This window comes from Streptomyces chiangmaiensis (assembly GCF_036281785.1).
GTDB lineage: Bacteria > Actinomycetota > Actinomycetes > Streptomycetales > Streptomycetaceae > Streptomyces > Streptomyces chiangmaiensis.
Window position 1 is genome coordinate 1 of record NZ_JAYWVC010000260.1, and the last position, 9,696, is coordinate 9,696.

Sequence of the window (9,696 nt, forward strand, 5' to 3'; positions counted from 1 at the left end):
TGCGGGAGCCCGGGGGGCGATTCCCCCGGGCGACCCGACCAGCCACCTTACGCTGCTCGAGGCGGACGACCTTCCGCAGATGAGAGATCAAGGGAGCCAGTACTGCCACCAAGCGGCAGACGTGCAGATCGCGTACTGACACGAAGTCGAGAGATCGCATGTCCGCCGAGGCCGAAGGGGCCTCCGCCTGAGCCACCGACACCGGTGGCCTGGGTCACGAGCAAGGTGCGCGGCCCAGGGCGCTGATCTGCCTGCAGGAGCCCGCGGATCCAGCGGCCCCCTGCAAGGCCAGGATCCGGCTATGCCGGATCTGTGGTCGTCATCGACGCCGACACCCGGCTCGTCGTCGCCGTCGGCCGGCCGCTGCCCGGCGGCCGCAACGACTGCAGGGCGTGGGAGCTGTCCGGAGCCAAGGACGCCGTCGGCCGCAGGACCGTGATCGCCGACAGCGGCGATCCCCGCTTCCGACGAGGACGGGGACCGGGTTCAGGGGCTCTTCGTAGCCAGCAGCGAGGTGGCTCAGCAGGTCGAGTGGCAGGTGCGGGGTGGATCTGTGATCACCCAGCCGACGGATCAGCGACTTGGCTACCTGGCCGAATAGCACGGGGCTGCACGCTGCTGAGGGCAAGCGGCACGGTGCCTCGCGGCTCGTGCGGTTTGCTTGGGCCTCTGCCCTGTGCAGGCCCTAGCTAGTGCGGCGACCGGAAAGGTTCGGCTGCGGCTCATTGAGCCGCCCTGCGTCCGTCGTCAGTGCCGTATACGCCCACCTGGAACGAGCCTGGTGCTCGACCGCCCGGTAAGCGTCATCATGGGGCATTGCACGGTGGCCGGGCAGGAGGGGCGAATGGATCGGCAAGTCGTCCATGATGAGCTGCGGCAGGCGAGCGTGGCGTTCCACCAGCTGTTGGACACCGCTACGGCCGAGGACCTGCGTCGCCCGAGCCAGGGGACTCGGTGGAACAACGAGCAGCTTCTGTATCACATGCTTTTCGGCTACATGGTCGTGCGCGCGCTACTTCCTTTGGTACGCCTGTGCGGCCGTCTCCCGCCGGGCGTGAGTGGTGCCTGGTCCCGTCTGCTCGACGCATCTACCCGGCCGTTCGATGTGATCAACTTTCTGGGGGCGGTGGGCGGTGCACGGGTCTTGAACCACCGCCGTATGGGTGGGCAGTTTGATCGCACTGTCGCGGCCCTGCGCCGCAGCTTGGACGCCGAGCCAGAGGCCGAATTGGCGCGCATGATGCGGTTTCCGACCCGCTGGGATCCGTTCTTCAAGGACGTGATGACCCTGGCTGACGTCTACCGTTACCCCACGCAGCACTTCGACTTCCATCGTGCCCAGCTCACCCTGGCCCCGCCTGACTGAGCAGGGACGTCGGCCGGTGATCCGGGCGCGACCAGGCCAACGATCCCCTGCACCCGCCACCGTGGGCCGGGACTCGCGGATGGCGCCCCGTGCATCTCGGAGCCCTGAGCGCCGCCCCCGCCGGAGGCATCCTCTTGTCCACGGGCCGTCGGTATCGCAGCGGTGCTCCCCAGCATGCGGGAGCGCCGGTCCGGGCACATCGTCAACGTCGCCTCCACCGCCGCCCACCGCGTGGACCCGACCGGCGTGGTGTACTGCGCGACGAAGTTCGCCGTCCGCGCCGTCTCCGACGGCCTGCGCCAGGAGACCACCGACCTCCGCGTCACCGTCGTCTGCCCCGGCCTCACCCACACCGAGCTCACCCACTCCGGAGGCGAGGACCAGGTGCAAAGAGCGGTGCGCGCAGCGCTCGACGCGGTCGGTATCGACCCCTCCGCCATCGCCGAAGGCATCGGCTACGCCATCGCCCAGCCGGCCAACGTCAACGTCAACGAGATCATCGTCCAGGGCACCGCACAGGTCTGACGTCATGCCCGGCGTGAACGTTGCCGGCTGACCTGTTCCGCCCGTTTCGGGCGCGACGTCCCTTTCGTGCAGGTCCGACGTGCCACCGATCGTCGTCGGCCTGCCACGCCCTCGTCCGCAGCAGCCCGTGCTGCCGCAGATAGCACCGGTACCGGATCGCAACGCGAATTCAGCGTGCTTCCGACCCGCTGTTCCCTCACCAGAATCCCCGTACGCTGCAATGAGGAAGAACTCAGAGATGACCCAGCAATTTGCGGGCAAGTCGGCGCTCGTCGCCGGAGGCGGCAGCGGCATCGGGCGGGCGTCCGCCCTGGCCCTGGCCGACGAAGGGGCATTGGTGACAGTCGCGGGCCGCACCGCGGAGAGCCTGAAGGAGACCGTTCGCCTCGTCGAGGCCGCCGGCGGCTCGGCCCGCCACGTGATGGCGGACATGACCGACGAGTCCCAGGTGGAAAAGGCCGTCCTGGCGGCGGCCGCGGAAATCGATCGCCTCGACATCGCCCTGAACAACGCGGGCTACGACGGCGAGGACTGGCGGAAGGCGCTCGATGCCTCGCACCCTCTGGGACGCATCGCCCGCCCCGAGGAGATCGCCGACGCCGTTGTGTGGCTCGCCTCCGACAAGTCCAGCTTCGTCACCGGCATCGCACTGCCCGTCGACGGTGGTTACACCGCCCCCTACGCGCCCGCTGGGCCACCCCAACCGGGCTGCGCCGGCAACAGAAATGCAAGTCGGCAGCTGGGAGTCCAAGCACCGGTGCACCTTCGTCAACGACCAGAGTGCTTCGGTGCCTTGTTGAAGCGGCTCGGTTGCGGCGGAGCTGCGGTCGGCCATCAGCCAGGTCACGTGTTCAGCGAGCGAGAGGCGGTGGAGACTTCACCATATGCGCGGGCGCGGGAGCTCCAGCTGGTGAGCGACTGCGGCAGGCCCACGCGAGGGAACGACAGGTCGCCGTGACCCTCCAGGAGGCCACGCTGCAGGTGACGCACCTGCTTTCGACTTCTGTTCCTCCTGGTCAGAACACCGTTCGGCCTTGTCCGCGTTCCTTCGCCACACCAGATGGTGGCTGACCTGGCAACTCCCTGACCTGGGCCGGAGCGCGATCTGAGCCGTTGTGCCCCGTGAGTCCCCGCTGCACCCCGTTGGACCGGGCACGCAACGGGCACGGTCAGGCTGCGGCTCATCGTCCGCGACGTCGGCATGCCCACCATGGTTCGGGTGATTGATGGCCTTGTCGTCACCGACGCCGGCCCTGACCAGCTGCCTGTCTGCGCGAGGTCCGGGGCGTTGCATGCGGCGGCGGGTGCGCTACGGCGTTCCGGTCAGGCGCAGGCGGGTGCGGGGTGGGGCTGATGGGGGCAGTGCGGCGATGATCTCGGCGAGCGAGGTCGTGGCGAGGTTGTTCCGCCAGGCTTCGTGGGCTTCGGCCATCTTCTCGGCGAGGATGCAGGGGTTCTGGCACTCCTCGGCGGGCAGTGCTCCCCGTCCCTGCTGGCGGATCTCGCGGCACTCGTACGGCGAGGCCGCACCGTCGACTGCCTCGACGATCTGCAGGAGCGTGATCTCGGAAGCAGGCCGGGCCAGTCGGAACCCGCCGCGCGGGCCTGTCGTTGCGGTCAGCACGCCGGCCTTGACCAGCGCCTGCAGCTGCTTGGCGAGATAGGCCGCCGGCAGGTCGAAGTACTGGGCGAGCTGTGCCGCCGACGCGGTGGCCCCTGCCTCGAGCTGCGCCAGCGACGTGGCGCAGTGCAACAGCCATTCCGTACTCACAGGCAGCTTCATGAGCCCGATCCTATCCCAGACATTGAGGATCTTTTTAGTCCGAGATACCGTGGGCGGCAGCATGAGAGACAGAGGAGAGATCACCATGCGGACCATGCGAATCGCCGTCGCCGGAGCGACCGGCAACATCGGGGCCCTCACGGTCGCCGCCCTGGAACAGGCCGGACACCACGTCGTGCGCATCAGCCGCTCACTCGGCGTGGACCTGACCACCGGCGACGGCCTCGACGCCGCTCTGACCGGCGTCGAGGCCGTCATCGACGCCACGAGCTACACGGCAGCCGACCGGGACGACGCGGTGGCGTACTTCGGCACCACCACCCGGAACCTGCTCGCCGCCGAGGAGCGGGCCGGTGTCCGTCACCATGTGCTGCTCTCGATCGCCGGCGTCCATCGCATTGAAGGCAACGCGCACTACGCCGGCAAGCGCGAGCAGGAGCGCCTCGTGACCGAGGGCCCGGTGCCGTGGACGATCGTTCCTGCCACGGAGTTCCACGACTTCGCCGCGACGTTGACGAACTGGACCGAGCAGGACGGCGTCGCTGCGATCGCACCGCTGCTCGTCCAGCCGATTGCTCCCGCGGACGTGGCCGACATCCTCACCGAGATCGCCACAGGCGCACCGCAGGGGCGTTACCGCGATGTCGCCGGCCCGGAGCCGCAGGACCTGGTGGACATGGCCCGGCGCACCAACGAGGCGCGCGGACACGCGGTCAAGCTCGTGCCGACGTGGTCATCGCTACTCGGCCCGGAGTGGGCCGGTGACGTACGCCTGCCCGGCGAGGGCGCCCGCATCGCGCCAACCACCTTCGACGAGTGGCTCGCAAAGCAGCACTAGCGTCACCCCGGCATCGCGTTGTCCACGCAGTCTCCGATGGAGCCGATGGAGGGCAGCAGGCCGGAGGCCCTCACGCGCTGGGTGAATGCCCAGGACCCGAACTGCACGCCGTGATCGGAGTGGATGATGGTGCCGCCCGGCCGGGGGAGCGGTTCCCGATGGCCATGGCCATGGCCAGGGCATTGGTGGTCAGTGCGGCGGTGGGCGAGGCGTCGATCGACCAGCCGACCACGCGTCGTGAGAACGTGTCCGGCACGACCGCGCAGTACACCTTGCCTTCCAGCGTGGGGTGCACGGTGATGTCGGTGACCCATAACTGGTCCCGGGCGTGACGGGCAGCAGACGTGCTGGCGGGTGATGGGGCGTCCTGGCAGGTGGAGGTGAACCACCGAGGTCAGCGAGGTGCGGCTGTCCGAGCTCGACAACGGCACGATGGACCAGACCCGCATCGCCAAGGAGATCGCTTCCGCAGGGCGCATCACTCGGCCGGCGCACGCCGGACGGTTGTCCGTGGCCATCCGGCCCGATGCAGTGCGTGACACGTTGCCACAGGCTGGAAGGAGCAGGACACGTGACTCGGCAGGAAGGCGCGTCATGACACAGCCGGTGGTGGTGGGAGTGGACGGCTCACGGTCCAGCCTGGAGGCGGTGGAGGCCGCAGCGCAGGAAGCCGCGCTGCGTGGGACCGGGCTGCGGCTGGTGCACGCCTTCGGATGGCCGTCGATCCACGTACCGCCTGGCGGGCCGCCGTGGAATCCGGCCGTGGCTGGGGTGCGTGAGCTAGTGGACGGCACGCTGATCAAGGCCGAACAGCGGGCACGCGCAGTCGCGCCGCAACTGGACATCGCGCGCGAGGTCACCGTTGGTGAGCCGCTGATGGTGCTGGAGATCGAGTCGCGCACGGCCTCGCTCGTCGTGGTCGGCAGCCGCGGGCTGGGCGCGTTCGGGAGCCTGCTGCTCGGTTCCACCGCCGTACATCTGGCTGCCCACGCCCGCTGCCCGGTTCTGGTGGTCCGCGGCAAGCCGGACCCGGCCGGTCCCGTATTGCTGGCGGTCGACGGCTCGCCAGCGGGCGAAGGAGCCGTCGAGTTCGCCTTCGCCGAGGCGTCGCTGCGGGGCGCAGGCCTGCTGGCTGTGCACGTGTGGAACACCTGGAGCGAACGAGCGTATGAGGGGCCGGGTGACCCTCTGAACATGGTGGTCGACATCGAGCGGCTACGTGAGGAGGAACAGCGACTGCTGGACGAGGCGCTGCTGTTGTGGGAGAAGCGTTATCTGCACGTCGCTGTCGAGCGGCGACTGCTTCGTTCCCGGATCCGTCCGGCCCTGATCGAGGCACGGGTACATCCGATTGAGGAGTGTTCGAGCCTGGTCACGCGCAAAGTCCCCGGGGAAGCGGAGACGGCTGAGCCCATGGTCGTCGGGGTCGACGCTCTGGGCGTAGTCTGCGCGCCCTGGGATGGGCTGTTTCGCGGCTTCCACGGTCTTGCCCTTGGCTCGGTCAGTGACCCTCTCCTCCGATTGGCGGGCAGCCGTAGGTGTCCAGCCTCTACGCAGTGATCACGTGGCTTTCCGCTCATGCGTATGCTCGTTGCACCGTCGTCTTTCGGCCCTCCCGGCAGGGCCGTTCGGCTCCTGCGCTCGGGGCCGGGCCCGAGGTGTGATGGACCGGGTCCGGGCCGAGGATGGACAGCAGAGGTGTGCCCATGAACCACTTCGCCGCCACGGGGCCGGTTCGCCGCTTGACAGTCGCGGTTTTCGCGCGGCTGGAGCTGGCCCTCCTCGCCGTCACGGCGGCGGCCCTGACGGCCGGCGGTGTGGCCTGGGTCGTTGGTGCCAACAGCCTCGCGAACCTGTTCTGGGGCCTGGGTACTGTGTTTGCCATCGTCCCGGCGGTGGGGTGGGTACTGGCGGCGTTGCGGCGTGGTCATGCGGGCGTGGATCTGATCGCTGTTCTGGCCCTTGGCGGCACCCTGGCCGTGCGCGAGTACCTGGCGGGCGCGCTGATCGCCTTGATGCTCGCCACGGGCCGCACTCTCGAAGCCGCCGCTCAGCGGCGGGCCTCCCATGACCTGCGGGCCCTTTTGGAACACGCGCCGCGCACGGCCCGGCGCCTCACCGACGCCGGGGTGTGCACGGTGCCGTTGGCCGAGGTGGCTGTGGGTGACCTGCTCGTGGTGGGCCCTGGAGAGGTGGTGCCTGTCGACGGCCGCGTGGAGAGCGCCGTCGCCGTCCTCGACGAGTCGGTGCTCACCGGGGAGCCCCTGCATGTCGAGCGGGCGCAGGACGAAGCGGTGCGCAGCGGTGTGGTCAACGCCGGCGGCGCCTTCGACCTGCGGGCCACGGCCACCGAGCAGGACAGCACGTATGCCGGGATCGTGAGACTGGCCCGGCAGGCCGGCGCGGAGTCCGCCCCCGTGGTCCGCCTGGCGGACCGGTATGCGGCCTGGTTCCTCTCCCTGTCCCTCGTGGTGGCCGGGCTGGCCTGGCTCCTGAGCGGTTCCGCGGTACGGGCGGTCGCGGTTCTGGTGGTCGCCACGCCGTGCCCGCTGCTGCTGGCCGCGCCGGTCGCGATCGTCTCCGGGCTGTCCCGTGCCTCGCGCCTCGGTGTGGTGATCCGCGACGGCGGCGCGCTGGAGAACCTCGGCCGGGCCCGTACCCTGCTGTTGGACAAGACCGGCACCCTCACCGGTGGCTGTCCGGGCGTCCTTGACGTTGCTGCCGCACCGGGGTGGAAGCCCGCGCAGGTGCTGCGCCTGGCGGCCGCGCTCGACCAGTACTCGCCGCACGTGCTGGCCCACGCCATTGTCGACGCCGCCCGGGAACGCGGGCTGGAGCTGTCGGTGCCGTCGGACGTCACCGAGGAGCCCGGCCGGGGCGCCTCAGGAATCGTGGACGGGCACAGGGTGTCCATCGGTCGCGTCGACACCGCGGATGCTGTGCCGTCCTGGGCCCGGGCGGCGGACAACCGCGCGCTGCTCGACGGTGCGGCCGTCGCCTGGCTGACTGTCGACGAGCACCTGACGGGCGCCATCCTTCTGCGCGATCCGATCCGCACCGACGCTCCCAGGACCCTGCGCCACCTGCGCACGGCGGGCATCGAGCGGATCATGATGCTCACGGGAGACCGCGCGGAACCCGCCCACGAAGTGGCCGCCGTCCTCGGTCTCGACGGCGTACGGGCCGAGCTCAGCGCCGCGGACAAGGTCGCTGCGGTCCGCGCCGGACGCGACCAGGCCGTCACCGTCATGGTCGGCGACGGTGTCAACGACGCCCCTGCCCTCGCTGCCGCGGACGTCGGGGTTGCTATGGGGGCCCGCGGCTCCACCGCCTCCTCCGAAGCCGCCGACATCGTCTTGACCACCGACCGCGTGGACCGCCTCGCCGATGCCGTCGGCATCGCCGCACGAGCCCGACACATCGCCGTACAGAGCGCGTTGGGCGGCATGCTGATGTCGCTGGCCGCCATGGCCGCGGCCGCCGTCGGCCTGCTCCCGCCCGCCGCCGGTGCCCTGCTCCAGGAGGGCATCGACGTCGCGGTCATCCTTAACGCCCTGCGCGCTCTGCGCGTCGACCAGGCGACGGGACCGGCCCTCACTCCCACCGCTGAAGCGCTCATCCACCGCTTCGCGGCCGAACATGATGATCTGCAGGACGTCCTCGAAGCGGTACGCGCCGCCGCCGACCGGCTGTCCGACACCCCGGGCCGCGAGGCCCTGACGGCCGTCGAGGAGACGCACCGGCTGCTGACCGAACGGCTCCTGCCGCATGAGTACGCCGAGGAGCACCAGCTCTACCCCGCGCTCGCTCCCGCACTCGGCGGCCCCGAGGCCACCGCCACCATGAGCCGTGCCCACACGGAGATCGAGCGTCTCTCCCGCCGCGTCGCCACTCATCTGCAACTGGCCCACGCCCGTGGCGGCCTGGACGCCGATCAACTCGATGATCTGCGCTCGTGCCTCTACGGACTGCACACCGTCCTGCGACTGCATTTCTCCCAGGAAGAGGAGAACTACTTCTCCCTGGCCCCGTGACGCGAACATGTCGGCGGGAACCGACCATTCAGCCGGGCTCATCGCGCTTGCCTTTCACCCCGGTCGGCAAAACCCACAGCCGATCCGAAGCTTCCCAGATGCCTCCACCCGTCCAGGGGTCTGGGCAGGTGCGACTGCGATGTCGCACTCCGGGCACTGCTCCATACGCGCGCATGCCCTCTGCACGCGGACCACGTCTGCCAGACAATGCCCGAAACAACGCATATTGGCTCGGATATGTCGTGCTTGCTCGTCAGAGGAGATCCCGTGAATGTTGGGCTGATCAACGGCCTTCCCGGCCATCCCCTCTTCGCTCATGGCGCCGTGGTGCTGGTCTCGCTGACAGCGTTGGCGCTCGTCGTCTGTGCGCTGTGGCCTTCCGCAGCGCGCCGGCTCAGGTGGGTGTTGCGGATACTGGGGCTGATCACTCTTGCTTTGGTGGTGCTGACCACCGAATCCGGTGAGTGGCTGGAGGAACGAGTGCAGGAGAGCGCGCTACTGGAAAAGCACGCCGAGATGGGCACCGGTCTCACTCCGTGGGCGATCGCCGTGTTCGTGCTGACGGTCGCCGTCTGGCTGCTCGGCCGCGCCGGCTCCCGCCGGGAGCCTGAGCGCAGCGGCGCGGCCGACAGCCCCACCGAGGGCTGGGCGTCCGCTGTGGCTCGGCTGGCCTCTTCCCTTGCGGTGCGCGTCGCGGCGCTGGTGATCGCCCTGATCGTGGCCGTCGGCGCTGCCATTGACACGTACCGGATCGGTGACTCGGGTACGAAGGCGGTCTGGCATGGCCGTTTCTCAACAAGCCAGTCCGGCCGGGCTATGTGAAGCGTCGACCGGCCGGACATTCTTGCCTTGCCTCCGGCCGGTCTCGCGGCTCGGCCAGGGAGTCAGTGCAGCTGGTTGAGTGCCTGCTGGAAGGCAGTCGCGTGCTTGGCCTCGTCGGCGGCGGTGTCGCGGAAGTAGCCGGCGGCGGCGGTGTCGCCGACGGCGGTGGCCCGCTTGGCGAACCCCGGGTACAGGGTGGTCGCCTCGGTCTGCTCCCCTGTGATGGCCTTGCTCAGGTTCTCGTTCGTCGTGCGGACCAGGCCGGCCAGGACCGCTTCTTCGGCGAAGTGCTCGTGCAGTTCCACTGCGGCGGTGCCCTCGAACAGTT

At 69.6% G+C, this 9,696-nt stretch carries 10 protein-coding genes and 1 pseudogene; 8 read left to right on the forward strand and 3 right to left on the reverse strand.

All coding sequences use genetic code 11. The annotated features are described in order from the left end of the window. Positions 1–315 precede the first annotated feature (315 nt). The 4 genes and pseudogenes from VXC91_RS38870 to VXC91_RS38885 all read left to right on the forward strand — a co-directional run. A pseudogene (locus VXC91_RS38870) lies at positions 316–459 on the forward strand (IS5/IS1182 family transposase); the annotation flags it as partial. Positions 460–844: 385 nt separating this feature from the next. Next, on the forward strand, positions 845–1,366 hold the full coding sequence (locus tag VXC91_RS38875; RefSeq protein WP_329512071.1) for a DinB family protein: 522 nt from the start codon (positions 845–847) through the stop codon (positions 1,364–1,366). A 162-nt stretch (positions 1,367–1,528) separates the two neighbouring features. After that, positions 1,529–1,891: an SDR family oxidoreductase gene (locus VXC91_RS38880; protein ID WP_329512072.1), complete on the forward strand. Its 363-nt coding sequence runs from the start codon at positions 1,529–1,531 to the stop codon at positions 1,889–1,891. A gap of 238 nt (positions 1,892–2,129) precedes the next feature. After that, positions 2,130–2,849: an SDR family NAD(P)-dependent oxidoreductase gene (locus VXC91_RS38885; protein ID WP_329512073.1), complete on the forward strand. Its 720-nt coding sequence runs from the start codon at positions 2,130–2,132 to the stop codon at positions 2,847–2,849. A 351-nt stretch (positions 2,850–3,200) separates the two neighbouring features. Here the strand turns inward: VXC91_RS38885 and VXC91_RS38890 are convergent, their stop codons facing one another. Next, the gene (locus VXC91_RS38890; protein ID WP_329512074.1) at positions 3,201–3,674 is read right to left on the reverse strand and encodes an RrF2 family transcriptional regulator; all 474 of its coding nucleotides are present in this window, start codon (positions 3,672–3,674) and stop codon (positions 3,201–3,203) included. A gap of 85 nt (positions 3,675–3,759) precedes the next feature. Here VXC91_RS38890 and VXC91_RS38895 point away from each other — a divergent pair, with 85 nt between their 5' ends. Further along, positions 3,760–4,512: an SDR family oxidoreductase gene (locus tag VXC91_RS38895; RefSeq protein WP_329512075.1), complete on the forward strand. Its 753-nt coding sequence runs from the start codon at positions 3,760–3,762 to the stop codon at positions 4,510–4,512. 70 nt (positions 4,513–4,582) lie between these two features. On the opposite strand, the gene VXC91_RS47270 is transcribed toward VXC91_RS38895, so the two are convergent. Then, positions 4,583–4,807 carry a hypothetical protein gene (locus tag VXC91_RS47270; RefSeq protein WP_408057587.1) on the reverse strand — a complete coding sequence of 75 codons (225 nt, stop codon included), beginning with the start codon at positions 4,805–4,807 and terminating at the stop codon, positions 4,583–4,585. A 299-nt stretch (positions 4,808–5,106) separates the two neighbouring features. Here VXC91_RS47270 and VXC91_RS38905 point away from each other — a divergent pair, with 299 nt between their 5' ends. The 3 genes from VXC91_RS38905 (at position 5,107) to VXC91_RS38915 (ending at position 9,368) form a co-directional block, all read left to right on the forward strand. Further along, positions 5,107–6,072, forward strand: a complete 966-nt coding sequence (locus VXC91_RS38905) for a universal stress protein (RefSeq protein WP_329512077.1) — start codon at positions 5,107–5,109, stop codon at positions 6,070–6,072. Positions 6,073–6,218: 146 nt separating this feature from the next. Then, complete coding sequence (locus VXC91_RS38910) at positions 6,219–8,546, forward strand: heavy metal translocating P-type ATPase (protein WP_329512078.1); 2,328 nt, start codon at positions 6,219–6,221, stop codon at positions 8,544–8,546. A 267-nt stretch (positions 8,547–8,813) separates the two neighbouring features. Beyond that, positions 8,814–9,368 (forward strand): hypothetical protein, encoded by a 555-nt coding sequence (locus tag VXC91_RS38915; protein WP_329512079.1) that lies wholly within the window; start codon positions 8,814–8,816, stop codon positions 9,366–9,368. Positions 9,369–9,430: 62 nt separating this feature from the next. Here VXC91_RS38915 and VXC91_RS38920 read toward each other — a convergent pair. Then, positions 9,431–9,696, reverse strand: a 266-nt coding sequence (locus VXC91_RS38920) for a ferritin family protein (RefSeq protein WP_329512080.1), incomplete at its 5' end; no start/stop codon positions are given.